Origin of the sequence: Collimonas pratensis, assembly GCF_001584185.1 — a bacterium.
In the GTDB taxonomy this organism is placed as follows: Bacteria; Pseudomonadota; Gammaproteobacteria; order Burkholderiales; family Burkholderiaceae_D; genus Collimonas; species Collimonas pratensis.
In genome coordinates, this window is sequence record NZ_CP013234.1 from 3153668 (window position 1) to 3175751 (window position 22084).

Here is a 22084-nt window from a genome sequence, read left to right on the forward strand (position 1 = left end):
GGTTAGAACACCCGGCCCAGCTGGAGATACAGATTCCAGACGCCGCGCGGTGCAATCGCCGCGCCGAAATACAGCGGGCCGAGGAAACTGCTGCCGCCCATGAACATGCTGGCGCTTTTCTTGAAGGGCCCCGAGGCAAACGCGTCCTTGTTCTGCCAGACATCGCCGACTTCCAGGCTGCTGCCAAACACCGTGTTACGCAATCCCGGCAAGTTCAGATCGGGCATGTCGCGCAAATACGTCATGCGACCATACAGCAAGTAGTTGCCGGAAAATTGGTCGGGCGCGTAGGCCGACAGGCGCTGAAAGCCGCCCAGCGTGAATCCCAGCCCGCCATTGCCGCTGGCCTCGTTCGATTCGTTGCCGTAAGTGCCCGCAGCTTCCAGCGCCAGGTTGAGTGTATTGCGGCCGCGACTGACCGCCCACAACGCCTTGCCCTGGGCATCGTTGTAACTGTTGGCTGCGCCACCGAAGGCAATGTTGCTGACGGCGGAAAGATAATAACCCTTGCGCGGAAACAGCGGATCATCCAGCTGGTCCACAGTAAGCTGGGTCCGGATCACCGGCTGCTTTACATGAAAGCTGTCGAACACCACACCCGGCAAAACCTCCGCCAGCGCCTGCGGAAAGTTATAAGTCGGCCTGGCCTCCAGCCATTGGTAGTAGACCCCGGTACGCAGTTCTCCGAGGCGGCCGATAGGCATGCCGATGTCTAGCCCTACCTTGGTGGTGTCGACCCGATAGGCCGTCACCGGCACGGTATTTGAATTCGCCGTGCCCTCGTCGAAATACAGATCGATATGGCGCCGTGCGTATTCGGCATAGGGCGCCACATACAGCCCGACAGTATTCCATATGGGCTGGCGCAATTCGGTATGCAGGCTGGCCTGCTTGCTGCCCAAGACAAGATCATTGCGCCACTCCAGGCCGCTCTGCGTCATCCACGGCAGGCGGTGCCCCAGTTGCAGATTGAAGTCGCCTCGGCCATTGAAGCTGTTCGACACGCCCAGCCCGAACAATAGGAAATGCGGCCCCCACGATTTGTCCTCGGCGTCCACTTTCAATACATTGCGACCATCCTCCGGCACCAGTTCTTGCGTCACGCTTTTGAAGTCGCCATTGGTCGACAAGCGCGCCACTTCCTTGTTCAAGGCAACCGGATTATAGAGATCGCCTTCCTTGACATCCAAGGCACGGCGCACCACAGCGGCCGGCACCCGGCCGTTGCTGCTGATTTGAATTTCATCGATATGGGTATTCGGCGCCAGCACCGGACCGTTGCTGCGCGATGCAAGATATTCCTTCCATTGCTGTGGCGGCAGCGCCAGCGCAGCCAGTTTTGCACTCTGGCGTTCGGCAGCGTCGTAGCCGGCCTTGACGCCATCCTTGCCACGTGAAAAATCGGCAAATGACAAGTCGCCCAGGTTAGGCTCTATCAAGACGTCGTTTTTCTTGAGCGTTTCTATTTCATGCTTGACGTTCTGCTGGATCAGGATGGTCACCATCTGCTGTGCTACCGCCGTTGGCGAATCGAGAGTGGCGGGGTCCTGCAGGTCGGTAGCAATATTGACCGCGATGATGATGTCGGCGCCCATGCTGCGCGCCAGCGATACCGGCAGGTTCTGCACCAGGCCGCCGTCCACCAGGGTGCGGCCATCCAGCTTGAGCGGTGCAAACAGGCCGGGCACAGCCATGCTGGCGCGGATAGCGCGCGGCAACGAGCCTTGGCTTAATATGACTTCGGCGCCGGTGCCAAGATCGGTCGCCACCGCGCGGAAAGGCGTCGGCAACTTGTCAAAGGAAATATTCGCCGGCAATTGCGGGGTCCAGTTCTGCAGCAAGGTCAGCAGATTATTACCTTGCACCAGTCCCTTCGGCAGTTTCAGCTTACCGTCGCCATAGCCGGCGGACAAACCGATAGGATATTGGTAATCGTCTTCACGCTGGAACTGCGGCAATTCTGCCCGGTCATTGCGGTCGAAGGCGATATCGCTCAGGTTGGTCTCGGTCAGGATGCGGTCCAGCTCATCGACCGACAGCCCGCTCGCATACAGCCCGCCGACCACGGCGCCCATGCTGGTGGCGGCCACATAGTCAATCGGGATATGCATTTTCTCCAGCACTTGCAACACGCCCAGATGCGCATAGCCGCGGGCGCCGCCACCGGACAGCACCAAGCCGATGCGCGGCCGGGCCGGCGCAACCTTGTTTGCACTATTGGCATCTCCGGCCGCCGTGGCCGATGCCGCCGATGCCACGCCGGCATGCGCCAGGCCCAGCAGCAGGTAGCCGAGATATATACAAAAGTTGCGCAACGAACGGAAATTCACAATATTTCGCTTCAAAAGAGGCATGGATGGCAAGAAAAACACCCGAGAATAGGATTGAACAGGATTGTTAAGTAAAGACCCGCATGATTATATTTGAATAAGCCCCTGGGCCTGGCACTACATCGGATGTTTTATCCAAACCACGCTCTCTTGAAGCCCGGGTGCGCGCCCTAATATGGGAGCAAAGGCGCAACAGCGTCGTTTCATCGTTCGCCACATTCCTACTCTCTTTTCACAGGCCTCCACATGCCATCCCGCGCTGCCATCCTGACTGTACTGTTATTGCTGGGCGCCCTGCACGCCTTGATCGGCTGGATGCTGATGCCCGCACTGAGCGCAATGCCGCTGCTGCAAACCCTGCTCGGCCTGTGGCTGCTGCTGTCGTTCCTGCTGATTCCGGCCGGCATGCTGGGACGCGTCATCAAAAGTCAGCCCTTGTCCGACCGCCTGGCGTGGGCCGGCATGCTGGCCATGGGCATTTTTTCATCGCTGTTTGTCATCAGTTTGCTGCGCGAACTGTGTTTGCTGGTGTTGCCCTGGCTTGGCGTACACGATGCGCGCCTGCCAGCCTGGAGTGCGCTGGCGGTTTTGCTGCTGGCCGCGGTATCCAGCGTGGTCGGCTATGTCAATGCACGCCGGCTCGCCGCCGTGGTGGACGTCGACATCCCGATCCGTGACTTGCCTGCTGCTCTGCAAGGATTCACCATCGCCCAGATCAGCGACATCCATGTCGGCCCTACCATCAAGCGCGGCTATCTGGATGCCATCGTCAACAAGGTCAATACCCTGAAAGCGGATCTGATCGCCATTACCGGCGACCTGGTGGACGGCAGCGTGCTGGAACTGGCGCCGCACACGGCGCCGCTGGCCAACTTGCAATCGCGCCACGGGGCCTATTTTGTCACGGGCAATCATGAATATTACTCGAACGCACCGGAATGGGTGGCCGAGGTGCGCCGGCTGGGACTGACGGTGCTGATGAACGAGCACGTGGTCCTCATGCATCAAGGAGCGTCGCTACTGGTGGCTGGGGTGACCGACTATAGCGCCCATCATTTCGACGAAGCCGAACGCAGCGATCCGCAGGCGGCGCTGGCTGGCAGCCCGCAACATGTTGCTGTCAAGCTGCTGCTTGCACACCAGCCACGCTCCGCCACGGCGGCGGCCGAGGCCGGCTTCGACCTGCAACTGTCCGGCCATACTCACGGCGGCCAGTTCTTTCCCTGGAACTTGTTCGTGCCCTTGCAGCAACCGTATACCGCGGGCTTGAACCGCCTGCGCAACCTATGGGTGTACACCAGCCGCGGCACTGGTTACTGGGGTCCGCCCAAGCGTCTTTTCGCACCTTCTGAAATTACCCGCCTGCGGCTGGTCCTCGCATGACAAATCCTAGAGGACGACCTTGCCGCGCATGGCTTTGTCCTTGCCGCGCCGGGTCTTGCTGTCGACGCGCTTAAGCTGGGAACTGCGGCTGGGCGCAGTGGCCCGCCTTTTCTTCTGGATCACGGTGACGCTCAGCAGCAGCTCCTGCAGCCTGAGCAAGGCTTCGCCCTTGTTCTTTTCCTGGCTGCGCGACTGCTGCGCCTTAAGCACCAGCACGCCGTCCTTGGTAATGCGCTGGTCGTTCAAAGCCAGCAGCCTTTCCTTGTAGAACTCGGACAGCGACGACGCCTGGATATCGAAACGCAGATGGATGGCCGAGGACACCTTGTTGACATTCTGGCCGCCCGGCCCTTGGGCACGGACGGCGCTGATCTCGATCTCGCTCAAAGGGATGGCGAGCGAATCGGTAATGCGCAGCAGCTTGTCGTCGTTAAGAGGAAACATGCGCATTATTATAGGGGCAATGACAGGGGCAATGTCAGGCCCGGCTGCGCAGATCTTCTAGCAAGCTGCCCGCCGCCGCCAGTTCCGCTTCATGGCCCGGCTCGCGCCAGGTTTCCGCCAAAGCATCCGCCTGCCATTGCTGCATCGACGGCAGATGCAGCAACCGTGCAGCGTAGGCTTGCGCAGCCGGACTCAGCTGCAAGCCATAGGTTTGCACCCGGAAGGCGACCGGCGCAAAGAACGCGTCGACAGCGCTAAAGCCGGCGCCAGCCAGGAAAGGTCCGCCGAAACGCTGCAGACCTTCGCTCCAAAGTTCATCCAGCCGCGCGACATCGCGCGCAAGTGCCGCCGGCACCTGCGCCAGCTTGATCCGGACACCGCAATTCATGGTGCAGTATTCACGCAAGGCGCCAAAGCCGGAATGCATCTCGGCGGCGGCGCAACGGGCCCAGCTCCTGGCTTGTACATCCGCCGGCCAGACGCCGGCATGGCGCTCTGCCAGATATTCGGTGATGCCGAGCGAATCCCAGACTGCGGTCTCGCCATCTTTCAGGGCGGGCACTTTACCGGTTGGCGAAAAACTGCGGAAAGCATCCCAATTAGCGCCAATGCCTCCGGCGGAAAACGGCATCAGGCGCTCATTGAACGCCAGGCCGAGTTCACGCATCAGCACCCAAGGGCGCAAGGACCACGACGAATAATTTTTATTGGCAATATACAGCTCATACATGATGGCAGACACTCCGGTTTGAATTGTTTTGGTTAGGCATGGCCAAGCTGCAATCTGTACAGCGCTCCGACGAGCTGCCCTCACAGATGCAACAAGGATTTTATATGTTTTCAGGGAAGAATACTCGTGCAACTATGGCATAACCATGTCACCTGAGGCATGATGGCTATCGCAGCCGACCATTTGCCAAAAAAAATGAAAACATCTAGTTCCGGACCCCATGCATCCGCCAACGCAAGCGGCCTGCTGCTGCGCGGATCGCTGTTGCTGCTGGCGCTGGCCGGCAACGCCAGCAACGCCGCCGAGCGCTATCAAATCGATAGCACACATACTTTTTCCTACTTCGAATACAGCCACTGGGGCTTGTCGATGCAGCGCAGCCGCTTCGACACCACTACCGGCACCATTGAGCTGGACCGCGACAACCAGAGCGGCAGCGTCGAGATCGACATCGACGCCGCATCGGTCAGCACCGGCAGCGACGGCTTCAATCAGATCATGCGTTCAGGCGATTATTTCGATAGCGCCAACTTCCCGAAGATCAGCTTCAAATCGTCCGCCCTGCACTTTGACGGGCCGCAGTTGACGCAAGTGGATGGCGACCTGACCATCAAGGGCATCAGCCATCCGGTCACGCTGCAGATCAGCAATTTCAATTGCCGCTTCATGCTTATCTACGGCAAGCAAGCCTGCGGCGCCAACGGCTCAGCCAGCATCCTGCGCAGCGATTACAAACTGGGGCGCTACGTGCCGTTTGTCAGCGATGCGGTGACCTTGCACATTAGCGTCGAAGCAATCAAGGAATATTGAAACGGCGCCGGGCCATGGCTGAGCCGCGGCGCCCCCGGTTTCAAAATTGGTGGAGAATGCCGGCGATCACCCCGGTCTGGTTGCTGCCGCTGACGATTTGCTCATCAAAGCCATTGACGCCCAGATTCGAGCCGCCGCGGTTGCTGGCGTACGACGCCAGCAGATACAGGCTGCTGCGCTTGGACAGGTCGTAAGTTCCCAATAATGCAAAGGTCAGCGGATCGGCCGCACTGCCCCTGGTGTCGGTATACGCGCTCATTCCGACCATGGAAAATGCAGGAGTCGCCTGGTACTTCAAGCCTCCCCAATACAGATTGGATGCGCGGGAAGACATGTCGGGGGAAGTCGGTGCAAACCAGCGGTAACCGAAATAGGAGATCACCGATCCGCTGCTGTAGCTGACACCGGCGGCAAGCCGCCTGTCCGCGATGCCCTGCGATGCATGGGACGTGCCATGACGCTGGTCGAAAGCCAATCCGAAAGCCAGCGCACCGGGTGCATACCGCAAGCCTATGCCCAGTTCACGCCCGATTCTGGGGGCGCCGGCCATTTCGCCACTATCTTTCAAACTGCCGTCATAGCCGAAACTGTAGAGCCCGGTCATTTCCAGGTCCTGGAATTGGCCATCGTAGCGGATGGCGTTGTCGGCGCGGCCGGCCAGCACGGCATCGTGCGTCAACGCCGAGTATGCCGCCATACCCGTCGGATCAAAAGGGTAGATGTAATCGTACAAGGTATTGTTACGGCGCCCCAGCGTCACTTGATGGGATTTCCCCGCCAGGCCAACATAGGCGCCACGCCCAAACAAGCGCCCATTCTGGCCGGAGGCGCCGGTGTCGGAATCAAATCCGCTTTCCAGATGGTAAATGGCCTGCAAACCGCCGCCCAGGTCTTCGCGGCCGCGCAAGCCCCAGCGCGATCCCCACAGGTTGCCCGAATTGAGATGGCTGCGGCGGCTGGCGTTCCCGTTGGCGTCGGGGACGTTGTTCAACACTTCCAAACCGGTATCGATGACGCCGAACAGCGTGACGCCAGTTTCGGCGCAGGCGCTGCCGGCCAGCATGGCGGCTAGCGTCGTCATGTAGAATTTTTTCTTCATTGTTAATCTCCTCCTGGTTGCTTCCCTCTGGATCCGGCTTCCTGTCTGCAGCCGGCGCAATCGTTGCGGCAATGCTGTCTATGTCATATGCGCCCCTCCCATCGATAGTGCTTAAAGCCGTGACCCGTCCTCGTCCACGCAGCGGCGATTCTTTTTTGTCAGCCTTGCGTACGACGCGCACGGCGCATACGGCTATAGGCGATACTCAGTGAAAGCCTGCGATCGGCAGGGATTGCGCGCTATCCACATGGCGCCGGCGCCCGCATCCATCAGGGTCGTCGCCACCGTTGCGTGCCGCCCTTCGGCGTCAGGTTTGCGCAACACGCCGCCCGCATACAGAAAATCGCCAGCCAGGACATGCTTGATGCAAGCCCAGTCAATTTTCTGGCTGCCGCGACGTAGCGCCTGCTGCAGCACCGTCTCGACGCGCTGCTGACGGTAGAGAGAATCCGGATTGGCCGCCAGGCCAAGTTCGCGCAGCTTGCCGCGGGCAACCGGGCACAGCCAGTGGTCGGCATGCACCAGCAAGCCATGCTGCGGCGCCTGCCAGAAAATCTCGTCGGGCGCGCACTCCAGGTTGACAGCATCGCCAAGCGCCTGGCCAACGCGGTCGACGCCGGCGTGCGCCAGCATCAGGTTGCGGGAGCAGAAGCGTCGTGTGCGCCACAGGATTTTCATGGCGCTGCCCATGTCTGGCGCCTCCAGCATCTTGCGCCGCACCAGCGCCAGCGGCACATCGGCCAGTTGACGGTAATCACGATCAGAACTCAGGAAGTTACCACTCATCGACAGACCGGCGCCGTTAAAACCGTGCCGCCCCAGCGCCCCCGCTTCGGCAAACAGCAGCAGATCGGGCTGGTCCGCGCCGTCGCGACGGATCCGCAGGACAATGCCGGTATCGGCGCACTCCTGCCGCCAGTCCCAGTTATGCGCATGCATCAAGCGGCCGGCTGCCGCGTGCTCAGGCAATACCACGAGCCCGGTACAGCGGTCCTCAAGCTCCCGGCAAACCATTTTCAAGTCGCTGTGGCAGAACATCATCTCGGTACGGCAATTGATCAAGATCACATCTGCCAGCGACACGCCGGCGCCATCGGCAATACCCTGCATTTCATCCAGATAGGCAGAATCGAAACGCTGGATGACGGCGCGCATTCCGAGCGCCAGCCTGGTCAGACGATCGCCTCCCAGGCCCTGCCGCATCAATTGCCGTCGATACAGGCGCGCGCTGCGTGCAACACGCTCCGGCGCGGCACTGCCGTGCTGCCTGCCGCGTTGATAAGCTGTACCGGCGACCTCAATCAAAGGGAAATGGCCAGTATCTGTATCACGCATGTTCACCCACAGCCTCGCTCAAAAAAAATTAATCAATCGACAATTTTCCATATCTTGTATTAATTTTTTGATAAATTCAATTTGAAGATGTTTTTTAAGAACTCCCTTACAAGAACTGGCTGCCAAAGTCGCTTGCAGAGATGTTTACTCATATGATATTAATCAATTAACATCTATTTGAATGTATTTTTATTAATCACTCTGCGGCGAGAGAATGAGCAAAATCAAACATCCCAGCGGCCCCAGCCCGTTGCAGCTCGATCTGGCCAATCGATTGATCCAGAAGATCACTACAGGCGAGTTGCCAGTCGGCACTCACTTGACAGAAGAAAGCCTGGCAAGCCAGTTCGACGTCTCGCGCACGCCGGTCAAAGCAGCACTGCGCCTGGTGGCGCAACAGGAACTGCTGGATTACCACGTCAACAGCGGCTATTTCGTCAGCGCCAACACCAGCCCGCAGCCAGTCCCGAGCATCTTTGTCGCCGGCATCAGCGGCGATGCCCTGTATCAGCAGATGATCGACGACCGCAAGCACAGGCTGCTGGCCGACACCATGACAGAAACCGATTTTCTGGAGCAGTACCCAGTGTCGCGCAGCCTGCTCAGAGGTACGCTGGTGCGCATGGCGGCAGATGGCTTGATCGAAAAGCGGCGCGGCCAGGGCTGGAACTTCCCGCCTATCGTCAGCGCTCCGGAGCTGATCACCGAAAGCTATCAGTTCCGCATCGCCGTGGAATGCGCCGGCCTGCTGGAAAACAGCTTCAAGGCCGACGCCGGCCAGCTAAGCAACAGCCGCCTGGCGCATGAGAAGCTGCTGCAACAGGCGGAAGCCGAATATTCTGCCGCGGCTTTTTTTACTCTCAATGCGGCATTTCACGAAATGCTGGCCCGCTTCTCCAACAATCGTTTCGTCCTGCAGGCAGTTCAGCAGCAAAACCAGTTCGCTCGGCTTGATGAGCACCTGGCGCTTTACCACGCCCCACGCCAGATTGATTCCTGCAGGGAGCACTTGCAGATCATCGAGGCGCTGGAACACGGCAACAAGGAATGGGCATCTGCCTTAATGAAGCATCATTTGACAGTCGCCCGGGACACTAAATAGCGGTGTATTTATAGATGCAAAAGAGCCAATGGGGGGGATTTCCATGCATATATCTGAATTCGTTTACCTTGCGGACTAGGGCCTGTTAACAATTAATTTGGGAGATGCGTTCTCACCAAAACGTGTGCTGGCAAGGCGCGTGGCGTAGCTGGGGCTGAAGCCCCAGCAAGCCATGCAACGCGGCCAGCGCACGTTTTGGTGGGAACCCTCCGGGAACGGCTGCAGGCGTCACATGCCGTCGTTACTTGGGGCGGCCATCCGCCTCCTTGCCGTAGCACCGCTACGTCGCGTCGTCGCGCCTAGGCCTGTAACGCCTGCCGCACGTTCGCACTCCCAAATTAATTGTTAACAGGCCCTAGATCTGCTACACAAAAAGCGTTCTCTTGCAGCGCAGCCTGAAACGGACTAAACTAATCGAACTTAGTCCAACTAAAGATGTCATGCAAACCTTCAACATCCACGAAGCCAAGACGCATTTATCCCGCCTGGTAGAGCAAGCTGCCAAGGGCGAATCTTTCGTCATCGCCAAGGCCGGAAAACCGTTGGTCAAGGTAATGGCACTCAATGCGCCAGAAGCAAGCCAGCTAATGCGGCTGGGTTTCATGGAAGGCCAGATCGCCGTACCGGATGACTTCGACCGCATGGGCGGCAGCGAGATCGAACAACTGTTTGACGGCGATGCATGAAGTTGCTGCTGGATACGCATTTGCTTCTATGGGCTGCGGGAACCCCCGATCGCTTATCGGCGCCCGCGCTTGCCCTGATCGGTTCTCAGGAAAATGAACTGTTCTTCAGCGCCGCTAGCCTGTGGGAAATTGCCATCAAGCGTGGCCTCGGACGCAGCGATTTCCAGGTTGATGCACGGTTGTTGCGGCGCGGCCTGCTGGACAATGGCTATAGCGAGCTGGTGATCGACAGCGAGCACGCCGTGGCGATCGACAGCCTGCCTCCCATTCACAAAGATCCGTTTGACCGCATTCTGGTCGCCCAGGCGACCGTCGAGGGCATCCTCCTGTTGACCGTCGATTCACTGGTTGCACAATACCCCGGGCCTATCCGGTTGATGTAAACGAAGTCCTGCCCCCAACTAGCCGTTGCCTGAACGGGGTGCAAAGATTCTGTTCCATCTGCAAGCGGCATGAAATAATGCGCAAGAACAAATCGCTTGCTTCAACATTTTTATTGGCTTGCCCATGCGCCCGACACCCAGCACAGATACGCAGCGCCCCCCGACCATCACCGACGTTGCGCGCGAAGCCAAAGTGGGTAAAACCAGTGTTTCGCGCTATCTCAACGGCGAATTCGACAGCCTTTCCGAGGCCTTGCGCTTACGCATCCAGCAAGCCATCGGCACGCTCGGCTTCCGTCCCAATCAGATGGCGCGCGGACTCAAGCGCGGCCGCACGCGGATGATCGGCATGGTGGTGGCCGACATCAGCAACCCCTATTCAGTCGAGGTAATGCGCGGCGTCGAAGCCGCCTGCCAGAAGCAGGGATTCATGCTGATGGTGTGCAATTCGGATAACCAGCTGGAACTGGAAAAACGCTATCTGGATTTGCTGACCAATTACCGGGTCGAAGGCCTGGTGATCAATCCCATCGGCTTGCCGGAGGAAGATCTGGCGTCCATCAGCAACGCCGGCCTGCCGCTGGTCATCATCGATCGCCGCGCCGTTCACTTGCAGTGCGACATGGTAGGCCTCGACAACCGGCAAGCCGCCGCCCTGGCGACACAGCATTTGCTGCAGCAAGGATTCCAGGCGATTCATTTTTTTACCGAACCGATCGGCCAGATCAGCAGCCGCAGCGAACGCGAACAGGCGCTGCGCCAGGTAGTGGCTGCCGCCGGCAAGGGCTACTCGGCGAGTACAGTGGAACTGGACATGGCAGACAGCGCCGCACTTGCCGACGCCCTGCGAAAAACCTTGAAAAGCAAAAAACGCAGCGCGATTTTTGCCGGCAACGGCCGCATGCTGCTGAATGTGGCGCTCGGCCTGCAGCAACTGGGCGCACGCTGGCCCGAGGATATCGGCTTGCTGGGTTTTGACGATCCGAACTGGGCGGCGCTGGCCGGCAGCGGTATCACCGGCATCCGCCAGCCCACTTTCGACATAGGCCATGCCGCGCTGGATTTCCTGGTGCAGCGCATCGACGGCATCGTCAGCCCCGCGCGCATGCAAGCCTTCCCCGGCGAATTGATCATCCGCGGTTCTACCGGGGCGCTGAAAAATGTAACCGAGACTTGACGGCCTGTTTTTTATGGATTACTTTGGAACCGGTTCCAAGAAATATCCTTGCCTGAATTTGCATATCAGGCAATTTTTTGAGTTCCTTATGGAACCGATTCCATAACGCCATCGCATCCTAGAAATGCGAAGCAAAAACCTGATTCAGGAGACAGATTTGCAAGCAACGCTGAAGATCCTCATCGTGGCCTCGGCCTACGGCGTCGATTTTGTACAAAAACAAGGCCATGCCGCAGTCTTGCCGCTCGCTGCCGGCGCCGGCGCCGACGGACTCGAGGTCCGGCGCGAACTATGCACCGGCTCGGATGCTGAAATCGCCCTGCAGCTTGCCAGTTTAAAAGACGCTATGGGCGCGCACGGCTTGCAGGCGGTGTATTCAGCGCCGGAATCCCTGTTCCGGCAAAACGGCGATCTGGATCTGGCGCTGCTGACCGCGCGCCTGCATGAAGCAACCATCCTCGGCGCCGCCACACTTAAACTGCAGATGCATGACTATGCCGGCGGCGTCGATACCACGGCCCTGCAACACGCCCTCAGTCAATCGGCGGTAACGCTGCTGCTGGAGAACGGCCAGCAAAAAACCGGCAGCCGCATCAGCGAATTCAGCAGCTTTTTTTCCATCTGCGCAGCCCATTCCCCGGTCATCCCGGTAGCCATGACTTTCGATATCGGCAACTGGAGCTGGGCCGGCGAGGATGCCGTGACGGCTGCGCAGGTGCTGGCATCGCACGTGCGCTATATTCATTGCAAGGATGTGCGAGGCAGCGGCATGCGACGTTTTGCAGTGGCGCCCGGCGAAGGCGGCATCGACTGGCGCGCTTGCCTGGCCCGGTTGCCCGGCGACGCGCCGCGCGCAATCGAATATCCCTTGCCCGCCGATCCTGCCGCCCAAATTCATCATGCTCGGCAACTGCGCTCGGCGCCGGCATCCCACTCTCACGGAGCCAGCACATGCCGGTAAAATCCCTTGACGTCGTCACCTACGGCGAAGCCATGGCAATGTTTGTCGCCAATCAGGACGGCGACCTGGCCAAGGCGCACAGCTTTATCAAACGTGCTGCCGGCGCAGAGCTGAACGTCGCCACCGGCCTGGCGCGGCTGGGGCTCCAGGTCGGCTGGGCGAGCCGCGTCGGACGCGACTCCTTCGGCCGCTTCGTGCTGGAGACACTTGCCAACGAGGGCATCGACAGCGCAGCCGTCACCATCGACGAACGCTATCCCACCGGGTTTCAGCTGAAGTCGCGCAACGACGACGGCAGCGACCCGGAAATCGAATACTTCCGCAAAGGCTCTGCCGCCAGCCATCTATCGATTGCCGATTATCGCCCGGAATATTTTATGGCGGCGCGCCATCTCCATTTATCCGGCGTCGCACCGGCGATTTCCGCGTCGTCGCTGGAATTGGCCTTCCATATCGCCGGCGAAATGCGGGCCGCAGGCAAAAGCATCAGCTTTGATCCCAATCTGCGCCCCACCCTGTGGCCGTCACGGGAGGTAATGGCAGACCGGCTCAATGCCCTGGCCTGCTACGCCGACTGGGTCTTGCCCGGCCTGGAAGAAGGCCGCATCCTGACCGGCTTGGCCAGCCCGCATGAGATCGCCGGCTTTTACCTTGCGCGCGGCGCCAGCGGCGTCATCATCAAGCTGGGCAGCGCCGGCGCCTATCTGCGCACCGCCCATCAGGAAGCCACCATCGCCGCCGCGCCGGTCGCCAAGGTGATCGACACGGTCGGCGCCGGTGACGGCTTTGCGGTCGGCGTCATCAGCGCCTTGCTGGAAGGACGCGATCCGCATTTTGCGGCTACGCGCGGCAACCTGATCGGGGCGATGGCGATCCAGGTGAGGGGCGACAGCGAGGGATTGCCGACACGGAAACAACTGGAGCAACAGCTGGAACACCGCCGCTAAAAAACAGCAGGCTGGCAGCAGACCTGAAGAGCGGACAATCAACACAAGGAGACAAGCAATGGAAACAAGAAAACTGGCGATGCGGCGATGGTGGTTCATCATGCCGATCGTCTTCATCACCTACAGCCTGGCTTACCTGGACCGCGCCAACTTCGGCTTTGCCAGCGCCGCCGGCATCAACCATGACCTCGGCATCACGCAAGGCACCTCGTCGCTGATCGGCGCCCTGTTCTTCATCGGCTATTTTTTCTTCCAGATTCCCGGCGCCATCTATGCCGAGCGGCGCAGCGTCAAGAAGATGATTTTCTGGAGCCTGGTACTGTGGGGCAGCTGCGCCGCCCTGACCGGTGTGATCAGCAATATTCCGATGCTGATGGTGATCCGTTTTTCGCTGGGCGTGGTGGAAGCGGCGGTGATGCCGGCCATGCTGATCTACATCAGCAACTGGTTTACCAAAAACGAACGCTCGCGCGCCAACACCTTCCTTATCCTCGGCAATCCGGTCACGGTGCTGTGGATGTCGGTGCTGTCCGGTTACCTGGTCAACAGTTTCGGCTGGCGCCACATGATGATCGCCGAAGGCGTGCCGGCGATTGTGTGGGCCTGCATCTGGTGGTTCGTGGTGCAAGACAAGCCGGCTGAATCGACCTGGCTGCAGCCGCAGGAAAAGGCCGACCTCAAGGCCGCCCTCGACCTGGAACAGGTGGGCATGAAGCCGATGCGCAATTATGCCGAAGCATTCAAGTCGCCGGCAGTGATCAAGCTGTGCGCGCAGTATTTTTGCTGGAGCATCGGCGTCTATGGTTTCGTGCTGTGGCTGCCGTCCATCCTCAAGAACGCCGCCAATATCAGCATGGTGGAAACCGGCTGGCTCTCGTCCTTGCCCTATCTGGTGGCAGTAATCGCTATGCTGCTGACATCCTGGGCTTCTGACAAGATGCAGAACCGCAAGCTGTTTGTCTGGCCGGCGCTGCTGATCGGCGCCCTGGCATTTCTCGGCTCCTACCTGTTGGGCAGCAGCAACTTCTGGCTGTCCTACAGCTTGCTGGTGATTGCCGGCGCTGCCATGTATGCGCCTTATGGCCCGTTCTTTGCCATCATTCCCGAGCTGCTGCCGAAGAATGTCGCCGGCGGCGCCATGGCGCTGATCAACAGCATGGGCGCGCTGGGATCTTTCCTCGGCTCCTATGTGGTCGGCTACCTGAACGGCGCCACCGGCAGCCCGTCCGCTTCCTATCTGTTCATGGCCAGCGGCTTGCTGGCGGCGGTGGTGCTGACCATTTCCATCAAGCCGGAAGCGCAAGCCATGCCACTGGCGCAATCTGTCACGCAATAACAAACGATCAGGAAAAAAGATGCAAGCAAAAATCGTGTCGTACAAGAAGCTGGCCGACGACGTCTTGGCGATGCTGCAACGAGACTACCAGGTGGTCCAGTTCGACGGCGTCGACGCCGGCAACCGCGCCGCCTTCATGGCGCAGCTGAAAGATGCGGTCGGCCTGATCGGCGCCAGCCTCAAGATCGATGCTGAGATTCTCGACCAGGCGCCGCAGCTCAAGGCGATCTCGACCATTTCCGTCGGCGTCGACCAGTTCGATCCGGCCGACTTGCGGCGCCGCGGCATCGTGCTGCTCAATACCCCGGACGTCCTGACCGAGACCACGGCCGATACCGGTTTTGCGCTGATACTCGCTGCGGCCAGGCGGGTGGTGGAACTGGCCGACTATGTCAAACAAAGCCGCTGGACCCACAGCATAGGCGAAGACTGCTTCGGCAGCGATGTCCACGGCAAAACCCTGGGCATCATCGGCATGGGCCGCATCGGCAGCGCCATAGCGCGGCGCGCAGCGCTGGGTTTCGGCATGCGGGTTCTCTACAACAACCGCAAGCCGGACCTTGCCGCTGAGGCAGCCTATGCGGCACGCTTCACGCCGCTCGGCCAGTTGCTGCAGGATGCCGATTTTGTCTGCATCACGGTACCGCTGACACCGCTGACCCGCGGCATGATAGGTAAAGCCGAACTGGCGCAGATGCGCTCCAGCGCCATTCTCGTGAATATCTCGCGCGGCAGCATCATCGACGAAGCGGCGCTGATCGAGGCACTGCAAAGCGGCCGCCTGCGCGCCGCCGGGCTGGATGTGTTCGAACGTGAGCCGCTGCCTGCGGATTCACCTTTGCTGCGTTTGCCGAACGTGGTGGCGTTGCCGCACATCGGCTCCGCCACGCATGAGACGCGCAAGCGCATGGCAATCTGTGCGGCGCAGAACCTGCTGGATGCCTTGAGCGGCAAGCCGACGCCGAACGTGGCGAATCGCGCCTAGCGACGCTTGGCGCCGTGCTTCAGACCGGGTGCGGCAGACGAGCGTCGGCGGCAGCCAGGCGCGCTTCCAGCGCCTGGATCCGCTGCAGCAGATTGAGCGCCACCGCCAGACCTTGCGTATCGAGTTCAAAATCGTCACGCAGGCGCCGCGCGGTCCTGGCCACCACGATGGTCTGCGATCTGAATACGTAGCCGGACGCCTGGCCCCGATCAGGCTCGATGGCGCCCAGCGCCACCAATTCCGCCAGCTCGGCATGGCTGAGTCCGGAATATTCCGCCAGCTCTTCCAGCGTGCAGGCGTCCGCATCGTTCAGCCAGACGGCTTCTACTAACAGACTAGTCATTCCCGCTCTCCTCAATGCAAATGCTGACGTGGATCGAAAGCCGATTCTGCGGCGAGCTGTTCAAACAACTCGCGCTCGCGCGCCGTGGGTGTCTTCGGGACCTCTATCCTGACCACGGCATACAGGTTGCCCTGTTCGCCGCCGGCGGATGGCAGCCCGCGCTTGGCCAGGCGGAACTGACGACTGGCGGCGGTGCCGGCAGGAACATTCAATTCCACCTTGCCGCCCAGCGTGGGCACCTGCACTGCCGCGCCCAGCACCGCTTCCCATGGCGTCAGCGGCAAATCGAAATACAGGTCCTTGCCGCTAACCCGGTACAGGGGATGCGGAATCAGCTTCATCATCACATACAAGTCGCCATGCTTGCCACCATCGCTGCCCTGCCCGCCCTTGCCTGACAAGCGCAGGCGCTGGCCGTCTTCCGCGCCTTTCGGTATGCGCACCCGGAAGGTGCGCGGTACCCGGTGCAGTTTGCCGTGCTCGTCGTATTCCGGCATGCTCAGGCGGACATCGGTTTCGCCGCCGTCGTAAATCTGTTCCAGCGTGATGGGCGTGTTGACTTCGTAGTCCTCGCCTCTGCTCGGCCGCGGGCGGCCGCCCTGGCGCGATGCCGCAAAAGCGGCCAGGATGTCAGCCATGTCGACATCCCCAAAGGACGTTCCGCCATCGCTGAACCCTTGCTGCCAGGCATGTGGCGGCTCAACGTTTTCACCGGGCTGGTGGCTGCCCAGCTGGTCGTAGGCGGCGCGCTTTTCCGTATCCTTCAGGGTTGAATAAGCTTCCGCGATTTCCTTGAACTTCTCTTCCCCGGCTGGATCCTTGGAGACATCCGGATGATATTTATGCGCCAGCTTGCGATACGCTTGCTTGATTTCAGCTGCGCTGGCAGCGCGCTCGACACCTAGGGCGCTGTAGTAGTCTTTGAATTTCATTTCATCCTTCGTTCAATTTCTCAAAAACTCAACGAACTTCCGATTGAATTCCCGTAGCTGGTCGCGCACTTGCTCGTCGACCAGCTCGCCGCTTTCATTGAAAACCTTGCCGGCGCGCGACACCATCAGGCGGCCGCCAAACCAAGGCTCCATGCCAAGCGTGCGCAACACCGGCAGCCAGGCGTTCTGCGCCAGGATGGTGCCGAATCCACCCGGCGAGGCGCCGATCACGGCCACCCGCCGGCCGCTGAAAATGCGCGCACTGTCGGCCGCCGGCCGCGACAGCCAGTCGAGCGCATTCTTGAACACGCCCGGTATCGAATTATTATATTCCGGCGTCACCAGCAGCAGCGCGTCGGCCACCGCAATCTGCTCCTTCAGCAGCGCGACCGCCGCCGGGATGCCCTCAGACTGTTCCAGATCGCCGTCATACAGCGGGATGCCCTTGATGGTGCCGAGTTCCAGCTCGGCCCCGGCCGGCATCTGGTCCACCGCCGCCCGCAGCAAAGCGCCGTTCAGCGAGCCGCTGCGCAAACTTCCTGACACTCCGACGATTTTTGTCATGCGTTTCTCCTCTAGGGCCTTAAGCGGGCGTATCAAGCTTGGTCTGCTGCATGGTGGTAGCGATCGGCGTACCTTGGCGGATGGTCTTGGTGACCGGCGTCTTCTCGCAGATTTCCGCCAGCCTGGCAATCTGCGCTTCGCTCAGCGGGGCGCTGAAAGCAATGGTGCGGTCGATCTTTTCCTGTCCTTGCTCATCGCGCGAAAAACGCAGGCGGACATCGATCAGGCCCAGTTCCCATTGCTTACGGTCGGCATACATGCGTAAAGTCAGCGAGGTGCAGGCGGCCAGGCCGGCCAGCAGCAGCTCGTAAGGTGCAGGACCGCTGTCGGTGCCGCCGTTATCTAACGGCTCGTCGGCACGCAACTGGTGCGAACGGGCCTGGATTTGTTGGACAAAGCCGCTAGCGCTTTGCAGGTGAACAGACGCCATACACTCTCCATATCGGTTTCAGATGCCTGGTCCGGTCACATCGCGTGGCCGGATTTTATATGGAGACTATAGCCGTTTTGGAAGAGAAGGATAAGGGCCGGATAAGCGCGATGGCGAATTAATACTGCACGAACCAGCGCAGCAACCTGTTTTGCTTTTATTCATTTCATCCACTTCTAGCGATTATCGCGACATCGCTGCTCCCTTTCCAAGCACTGCAGGAAAAGGTAGTGCAACCTTCTGTCTATCTTTTACAACCAGATGAATAGAGATAACCCAGATTTGGAGATTGATTGCAGCTATAGCAGACTTGTATAATTCGCAATTTTCCAGCGTCAGGTAACAACAGTACGCTGATAAAATCTCGGGTTGCAAGCGGATTCGCGGCAAATACTTTCCGCTTCACAGTCATCTGCCGTCCACGCTGCCGATCCGGCGTCATCGCGTTGACGCCATCGTCCCGGGACGATCAGGCCGCTGCCAGCCGCCACAGGGAAGTCAGTTCAGCGGCGCGCGCGGCATGCAAGGGATCGCTCGCATCGGATACTTTCGGGTGCTGCGGCCGAACGTCGATTTTTCCCAGCACTTTCAGTCCGCCTGCCGCGATAGCCGCCAGCAGCTCGGCGCGCGTGCGTAAAGCAAGGTGCTCGGCGAGGTCAGACAGGATCAGCCAGCCTTCGCCGCCCGGTTCCAGATGCTGCGCCAGGCCGCTCAGGAAACCGCGCAGCATGCGGCTGTCGGGGTCATACACTGCGTGTTCGATGGGAGAACTGGGACGGGCCGGAATCCACGGTGGATTGCAGATCACCAATGGTGCCCGCCCGTCGGGAAACAGGTCGGCCTGCACCAGTTTTACCTGGCCATCCAGGTTCAGGCGCAACAGATTTTCCTTGGCGCAGGACAGCGCACGCGGGTCCATGTCGGTCGCCACGATCTTGGCGACGCCGCGCTTGGCCAGCAATGCGGCCAGCACGCCAGTGCCGGTGCCGATATCAAAAGCCAGCTTGGTGGAAGGCAGCGGCGCCTCCGCCACCAGCCCGATGTACTCGCCGCGTACCGGCGAATAGACCCCGTAGTGGGGATGGATGCGTTCGCCCAGCGCCGGGATTTCCACGCCTTTCTTGCGCCATTCGTGCGCGCCGACCAGCCCCAGCAACTCACGCAGGGAAGCGACGAATGGTTCGGTCGAGGCGCCATAAGCCTCGTTGCAAGCCAGCTGTACATCGGGCGCACGGCGCAAGGGAATACTGTAATCCGCTTCAAACGGCAGCAGCAGCATGCCGAGCGTACGGGCGCGCTGCGATTGCGCTTGACGATACAGATTGAAAGCATCGGTGGGTGTGGCTGGCAGCTTGGGACGCTTTTTAGGCTTGGGTTCGGCACGCCGCGCCAGCGCCTGCAGCAACTGGCGGGCATTCTGGAAATCTCCGCGCCACAGCATGCCGGTGCCTTCGCAAGCCAGGCGATAGGCGCTGTCGGCAGTCATGCGGTCGTCCGCGATCACCACCCGCTTCGGCGCCGGATTGCCGCTTTCCGAGCGCCAGTGCGCCGAGCATTCCTGATCGTTCTCGATCCAGTGGATCAGCGACTGTTCGGCGGTCGTCATACGATAGCTGCCAACGCTGGCAAGGTGGAATTCAAATGCATGGAGTGATCTCGATCTGTCTATGGGAGGAAGGCAGGGGCGATGTTTGCAAAAACACCATCTGCAGGCTCGCCTGACGAAGCAGGCGAGATAATTCCCCAAGTATACCTCCTGGCTGCGGCGCCGGACCTTTTCTTTCGGTCAGAACTTTCCGGCGTCCGGCCCGGCTGTCGCTGCCAAAAGGTTTCCCAGTCATCGCCGTCAGCGGCGAACAGCTAGCTTGACGCTGCCAACGACGTCGCCCATGGTGTTCCCGGTCTGCTCCACCAACTTGCTGCCGCTTCCTACCTGGCTGACCGAGTCGTCGATCAATGCCTTGATTTCCTTGCCTGCCGCGGCCGAGCGCTACGCCAGATGCACACCTCGGACGCCACGACGACAAGCCGCGCCCTTGCTCGCCTGCGCGTGCCGCTTCCACTGCCGCAGTTCCCGGGAACAGTGAAAAGATGGAAGAAGAAAATCGCCGGAAGCCTCGCTCGAATGTCAAATTTCGAGCGCGTTGGCGGGCGCCGTGGACGATGTTACACGTTTCAAATGTTACCTTCATCATTTAACAATGTGCCACAAACACGCAGCTAAAAATCTGCAATAATCCTGCGCTGCCCAAGCTTGCCGACGCCGAATTTTCACCGCATTCGATCCGTCTGGTTTATTGTATTCGCTTAGAAAGATGGCATTTCCGCGCAGTTGCTACATGAACAATTCAAGACATTCTCCCGTTCAAAAAGAGAGTGCGGCGAACACCAATCAACGACAGGAGTGATTACACGTGAAGCAATGGACTATTCGACAACGGATGCTGGTCAGTTTTGGCGTGATCCTGCTGCTGATGGGCTTCATGGCTGGCATCAGCTATCTGAAGCTGCAGGCGATCGAACACGAAACCAACAGCTTCCAGACTGATTCCATGCCCGGCCTGGAATTGAGCACCGGGATCCGCTCCACCTGGTTCCAAAGCTATCTGCTGGTGCTGCAGGTCATCACCGTCGATACCCAGCCGGACCAGCGTAAACAGGACCTGGCGACGCTGCTTTCCGATAACGAGAAAATGGACAAGCTGGTCGCCGACTATGACAAAACCATTTTCGAAGCGCAGGACCGGCTCAACTTCAACGCTTTCAAGCAGGCGCGCATCGAATATGTGCGCCTGATGTCGGAAGTGCTGCGGCTGGACGATACGCAAAAGAACGCCCAGGCGCGCAGTCTGCTGATCGAACAGCTGGAGCCGGCCTGGCAGCGCGGCCGCAACGCCGCCACCGTATTGCGCGATTTCAACCAGCAGGCTGAAGTGCGCTCGGTCGACAAGATCGAAGCTGCCGTGATTGTCGCCAAGAGCACGCTGCTGACGGCGCTGGTGATTGCCTTGGTGGTGGCGCTCATCTGCGGCTTCTTCCTGTTGCGCGCCATCACGCGGCCGATGGAAGAACTGGTCGCGGCGCTGGAAGTGATCCGTTCCGGCGATTTGTCGCAACGGCTCAACCTTAACCGGCACGATGAATTCCAGGCGTTGGAAGTCGGCCTCAACCGCATGTCGGACGAGCTGACCGGCCTGGTCGGCCAGGCGCAGAAATCGGCGATCCAGGTCACCACCTCGGTAGTGGAAATTGCCGCCACCGCCAAACAGCAGCAAGCCACCGCCAACGAGACCGCAGCCACCACCACCGAGATCGGGGCCACTTCGCGCGAGATCTATTCGACTTCGCGCGAACTGGTCAGCACCATGAATGAAGTCTCCTCCGGCGCGGAAGAAGCCGCGCGCCTGGGCGGCGCCGGCCAGGTCGGCTTGACGCAGATGGAAGACACCATGCATCACGTGATGGATGCAGCCGGCTCGGTCAACGCCAAGCTGGCCATCCTCAACGAGAAGGCCAGCAATATCAACCAGGTGGTCACCACCATCACCAAGGTTGCCGGGCAAACCAACCTGCTGTCGCTGAACGCCGCCATCGAAGCGGAAAAAGCCGGCGAATACGGCCGCGGATTTTCCGTGGTGGCGATCGAAATCCGCCGCCTGGCCGACCAGACCGCGGTTGCTACCTACGATATCGAGCAGATGGTCAAGGAAATCCAATCGGCGGTATCGGCCGGCGTGATGGGCATGGATAAATTCTCCGAAGAAGTCCGGCGCGGCATTGCCGACGTCCAGAACGTAGGCGCCCAGCTGTCGCAGATCATCCAGCAGGTGCAGGCGCTGACGCCGCGTTTCCAGTCGGTACATGAAGGCGTGCAGGCGCAGGCAGTAGGCGCCGAGCAGATCAGCCAGGCGCTGGGACAACTCAGCGAAGCGGCCCAGCAAAGCGTCGAATCGCTGCGCCAGTCGAGCCAGGCGATCGATGAACTGACGTTGACGGCGAATGGTTTGCGCAATGGCGTCTCGCGCTTCAAGCTGAAAACCGCCGGCTAACGCAAGGTGCGGCCGGTGCAGCACGGGCCGGCAGTGCCGTCGATGACGAACATTTTGC

At 59.9% G+C, this 22084-nt stretch carries 21 protein-coding genes and 1 pseudogene; 11 read left to right on the forward strand and 11 right to left on the reverse strand.

Translation table 11 applies throughout. The features are described 5' to 3' along the window. Window positions 1-2: 2 nt before the first annotated feature. Entirely contained in the window at window positions 3-2354 is a 2352-nt protein-coding gene (locus CPter91_RS14115) for a patatin-like phospholipase family protein (protein WP_061941327.1), read from the reverse strand. Window positions 2355-2576: 222 nt separating this feature from the next. On the opposite strand from CPter91_RS14115, the gene CPter91_RS14120 reads away from it, so the two are divergent. Next, entirely contained in the window at window positions 2577-3713 is a 1137-nt protein-coding gene (locus CPter91_RS14120) for a metallophosphoesterase (protein ID WP_061941329.1), read from the forward strand. A 6-nt stretch (window positions 3714-3719) separates the two neighbouring features. Here CPter91_RS14120 and arfB read toward each other — a convergent pair whose 3' ends face one another. Next, window positions 3720-4157: an alternative ribosome rescue aminoacyl-tRNA hydrolase ArfB gene (arfB, locus tag CPter91_RS14125; RefSeq protein WP_197481679.1), complete on the reverse strand. Its 438-nt coding sequence runs from the start codon at window positions 4155-4157 to the stop codon at window positions 3720-3722. A gap of 34 nt (window positions 4158-4191) precedes the next feature. Further along, window positions 4192-4887 carry a glutathione S-transferase family protein gene (locus CPter91_RS14130; RefSeq protein ID WP_061941331.1) on the reverse strand — a complete coding sequence of 232 codons (696 nt, stop codon included), beginning with the start codon at window positions 4885-4887 and terminating at the stop codon, window positions 4192-4194. 195 nt (window positions 4888-5082) lie between these two features. On the opposite strand from CPter91_RS14130, the gene CPter91_RS14135 reads away from it, so the two are divergent. Next, window positions 5083-5697: a YceI family protein gene (locus tag CPter91_RS14135; RefSeq protein WP_082793489.1), complete on the forward strand. Its 615-nt coding sequence runs from the start codon at window positions 5083-5085 to the stop codon at window positions 5695-5697. Between the two features lie 40 nt (window positions 5698-5737). On the opposite strand, the gene CPter91_RS14140 is transcribed toward CPter91_RS14135, so the two are convergent. Further along, window positions 5738-6796 (reverse strand): porin, encoded by a 1059-nt coding sequence (locus tag CPter91_RS14140; RefSeq protein WP_061941333.1) that lies wholly within the window; start codon window positions 6794-6796, stop codon window positions 5738-5740. Between the two features lie 192 nt (window positions 6797-6988). Beyond that, window positions 6989-8131: a C45 family autoproteolytic acyltransferase/hydolase gene (locus tag CPter91_RS14145; protein WP_061941335.1), complete on the reverse strand. Its 1143-nt coding sequence runs from the start codon at window positions 8129-8131 to the stop codon at window positions 6989-6991. 214 nt (window positions 8132-8345) lie between these two features. On the opposite strand from CPter91_RS14145, the gene CPter91_RS14150 reads away from it, so the two are divergent. The 8 genes from CPter91_RS14150 to CPter91_RS14185 all read left to right on the forward strand — a co-directional run bounded on the left by CPter91_RS14150 (window position 8346) and on the right by CPter91_RS14185 (window position 15708). Next, window positions 8346-9233, forward strand: a complete 888-nt coding sequence (locus CPter91_RS14150) for a GntR family transcriptional regulator (protein WP_061941337.1) — start codon at window positions 8346-8348, stop codon at window positions 9231-9233. A 440-nt stretch (window positions 9234-9673) separates the two neighbouring features. After that, a complete protein-coding gene (locus CPter91_RS14155) occupies window positions 9674-9919 on the forward strand; it encodes a type II toxin-antitoxin system Phd/YefM family antitoxin (RefSeq protein WP_061941339.1) in 246 nt (81 codons plus the stop codon). Next, window positions 9916-10302 carry a type II toxin-antitoxin system VapC family toxin gene (locus CPter91_RS14160; protein WP_061941341.1) on the forward strand — a complete coding sequence of 129 codons (387 nt, stop codon included), beginning with the start codon at window positions 9916-9918 and terminating at the stop codon, window positions 10300-10302. Before CPter91_RS14155 ends, CPter91_RS14160 begins: the two co-directional genes overlap by 4 nt. A gap of 124 nt (window positions 10303-10426) precedes the next feature. Beyond that, window positions 10427-11479 carry a LacI family DNA-binding transcriptional regulator gene (locus CPter91_RS14165; protein ID WP_061941343.1) on the forward strand — a complete coding sequence of 351 codons (1053 nt, stop codon included), beginning with the start codon at window positions 10427-10429 and terminating at the stop codon, window positions 11477-11479. Between the two features lie 157 nt (window positions 11480-11636). Beyond that, on the forward strand, window positions 11637-12440 hold the full coding sequence (locus CPter91_RS14170) for a sugar phosphate isomerase/epimerase family protein (RefSeq protein WP_167595174.1): 804 nt from the start codon (window positions 11637-11639) through the stop codon (window positions 12438-12440). After that, window positions 12431-13387, forward strand: coding sequence for a sugar kinase (locus CPter91_RS14175; RefSeq protein WP_061941347.1), 957 nt, complete (start codon window positions 12431-12433; stop codon window positions 13385-13387). The genes CPter91_RS14170 and CPter91_RS14175 overlap by 10 nt, the downstream gene beginning before the upstream one ends. A gap of 58 nt (window positions 13388-13445) precedes the next feature. Beyond that, on the forward strand, window positions 13446-14723 hold the full coding sequence (locus CPter91_RS14180) for an MFS transporter (RefSeq protein ID WP_061941349.1): 1278 nt from the start codon (window positions 13446-13448) through the stop codon (window positions 14721-14723). A 19-nt stretch (window positions 14724-14742) separates the two neighbouring features. Beyond that, window positions 14743-15708, forward strand: coding sequence for a 2-hydroxyacid dehydrogenase (locus CPter91_RS14185; protein WP_061941351.1), 966 nt, complete (start codon window positions 14743-14745; stop codon window positions 15706-15708). Window positions 15709-15727: 19 nt separating this feature from the next. Here CPter91_RS14185 and CPter91_RS14190 read toward each other — a convergent pair whose 3' ends face one another. The 6 genes and pseudogenes from CPter91_RS14190 to CPter91_RS27365 all read right to left on the reverse strand — a co-directional run. Continuing rightward, entirely contained in the window at window positions 15728-16051 is a 324-nt protein-coding gene (locus CPter91_RS14190) for a chaperone modulator CbpM (RefSeq protein WP_061941352.1), read from the reverse strand. Between the two features lie 11 nt (window positions 16052-16062). Beyond that, window positions 16063-16983 (reverse strand): DnaJ C-terminal domain-containing protein, encoded by a 921-nt coding sequence (locus tag CPter91_RS14195; protein WP_061941354.1) that lies wholly within the window; start codon window positions 16981-16983, stop codon window positions 16063-16065. Window positions 16984-16995: 12 nt separating this feature from the next. Further along, window positions 16996-17547, reverse strand: a complete 552-nt coding sequence (locus CPter91_RS14200) for an NADPH-dependent FMN reductase (protein WP_061941356.1) — start codon at window positions 17545-17547, stop codon at window positions 16996-16998. A 19-nt stretch (window positions 17548-17566) separates the two neighbouring features. Further along, window positions 17567-17977: an OsmC family protein gene (locus tag CPter91_RS14205; RefSeq protein WP_061941359.1), complete on the reverse strand. Its 411-nt coding sequence runs from the start codon at window positions 17975-17977 to the stop codon at window positions 17567-17569. Between the two features lie 469 nt (window positions 17978-18446). Next, the gene (locus tag CPter91_RS14210; RefSeq protein WP_061941361.1) at window positions 18447-19583 is read right to left on the reverse strand and encodes a methyltransferase; all 1137 of its coding nucleotides are present in this window, start codon (window positions 19581-19583) and stop codon (window positions 18447-18449) included. Window positions 19584-19841: 258 nt separating this feature from the next. After that, window positions 19842-20049: pseudogene (locus tag CPter91_RS27365) on the reverse strand (methyl-accepting chemotaxis protein); the annotation flags it as partial. Between the two features lie 342 nt (window positions 20050-20391). Between CPter91_RS27365 and CPter91_RS14215 the strand changes: the two are divergent. Then, window positions 20392-22026 (forward strand): methyl-accepting chemotaxis protein, encoded by a 1635-nt coding sequence (locus tag CPter91_RS14215; protein WP_061941363.1) that lies wholly within the window; start codon window positions 20392-20394, stop codon window positions 22024-22026. Window positions 22027-22084: the final 58 nt, after the last annotated feature.

Excerpts from the sequence above, each read along its gene's own strand:
- CPter91_RS14115 (WP_061941327.1), bottom strand. The coding sequence starts at position 2,354 with ATGCCTCTTTTGAAGCGAAATATTGTGAATTTCCGTTCGTTGCGCAAC.
- CPter91_RS14120 (WP_061941329.1), top strand. The coding sequence starts at position 2,577 with ATGCCATCCCGCGCTGCCATCCTGACTGTACTGTTATTGCTGGGCGCC.
- arfB (WP_197481679.1), bottom strand. The coding sequence starts at position 4,157 with ATGTTTCCTCTTAACGACGACAAGCTGCTGCGCATTACCGATTCGCTC.
- CPter91_RS14130 (WP_061941331.1), bottom strand. The coding sequence starts at position 4,887 with ATGTATGAGCTGTATATTGCCAATAAAAATTATTCGTCGTGGTCCTTG.
- CPter91_RS14135 (WP_082793489.1), top strand. The coding sequence starts at position 5,083 with ATGAAAACATCTAGTTCCGGACCCCATGCATCCGCCAACGCAAGCGGC.
- CPter91_RS14140 (WP_061941333.1), bottom strand. The coding sequence starts at position 6,796 with ATGAAGAAAAAATTCTACATGACGACGCTAGCCGCCATGCTGGCCGGC.
- CPter91_RS14145 (WP_061941335.1), bottom strand. The coding sequence starts at position 8,131 with ATGCGTGATACAGATACTGGCCATTTCCCTTTGATTGAGGTCGCCGGT.
- CPter91_RS14150 (WP_061941337.1), top strand. The coding sequence starts at position 8,346 with ATGAGCAAAATCAAACATCCCAGCGGCCCCAGCCCGTTGCAGCTCGAT.
- CPter91_RS14155 (WP_061941339.1), top strand. The coding sequence starts at position 9,674 with ATGCAAACCTTCAACATCCACGAAGCCAAGACGCATTTATCCCGCCTG.
- CPter91_RS14160 (WP_061941341.1), top strand. The coding sequence starts at position 9,916 with ATGAAGTTGCTGCTGGATACGCATTTGCTTCTATGGGCTGCGGGAACC.
- CPter91_RS14165 (WP_061941343.1), top strand. The coding sequence starts at position 10,427 with ATGCGCCCGACACCCAGCACAGATACGCAGCGCCCCCCGACCATCACC.
- CPter91_RS14175 (WP_061941347.1), top strand. The coding sequence starts at position 12,431 with ATGCCGGTAAAATCCCTTGACGTCGTCACCTACGGCGAAGCCATGGCA.
- CPter91_RS14180 (WP_061941349.1), top strand. The coding sequence starts at position 13,446 with ATGGAAACAAGAAAACTGGCGATGCGGCGATGGTGGTTCATCATGCCG.
- CPter91_RS14185 (WP_061941351.1), top strand. The coding sequence starts at position 14,743 with ATGCAAGCAAAAATCGTGTCGTACAAGAAGCTGGCCGACGACGTCTTG.
- CPter91_RS14190 (WP_061941352.1), bottom strand. The coding sequence starts at position 16,051 with ATGACTAGTCTGTTAGTAGAAGCCGTCTGGCTGAACGATGCGGACGCC.
- CPter91_RS14195 (WP_061941354.1), bottom strand. The coding sequence starts at position 16,983 with ATGAAATTCAAAGACTACTACAGCGCCCTAGGTGTCGAGCGCGCTGCC.
- CPter91_RS14200 (WP_061941356.1), bottom strand. The coding sequence starts at position 17,547 with ATGACAAAAATCGTCGGAGTGTCAGGAAGTTTGCGCAGCGGCTCGCTG.
- CPter91_RS14205 (WP_061941359.1), bottom strand. The coding sequence starts at position 17,977 with ATGGCGTCTGTTCACCTGCAAAGCGCTAGCGGCTTTGTCCAACAAATC.
- CPter91_RS14210 (WP_061941361.1), bottom strand. The coding sequence starts at position 19,583 with ATGACGACCGCCGAACAGTCGCTGATCCACTGGATCGAGAACGATCAG.